General features: G+C 71.8%; 1 protein-coding gene. It reads left to right on the top strand.

What is annotated here, in order from left to right:
* The coding region (locus tag IO40_RS34615; RefSeq protein ID WP_033230772.1) for a hypothetical protein at nucleotides 1-189 on the top strand (189 nt) is incomplete at its 5' end.
* Nucleotides 190-248 lie beyond the last annotated feature (59 nt).

The raw sequence follows: 248 nt of genomic DNA, 5'->3' as shown, positions 1-248 counted from the left end.
TCCGGCCTCGCCGTCGGAGCCGCCCAGGCCGATGTCCCCCGCCCCCCGGGGTTCATGATCGGTGACCAGTACAAGGAGCCGAGCGCGGACGAGTGCATGAAGGACGGCCACGCGTGGCCGATCAAGGAGTTCACCTGCGTCGGCCCGCACGCGGACGGCTCGTGGACCCTCACCATCACCAAGCTCTGAGGCGCGGCACCGCCTCAGCTGTGACGCGCCGGGCCGCACCGAGGTGAGGCCCCGCGAAC

Origin of the sequence: Streptomyces albus subsp. albus (genome assembly GCF_000725885.1) — a bacterium.
In the GTDB taxonomy this organism is placed as follows: Bacteria; Actinomycetota; Actinomycetes; order Streptomycetales; family Streptomycetaceae; genus Streptomyces; species Streptomyces albus.
The sequence above is the reverse complement of the archived record's forward strand: the minus strand, read 5'-3'. Positions and strand labels throughout refer to the sequence as shown.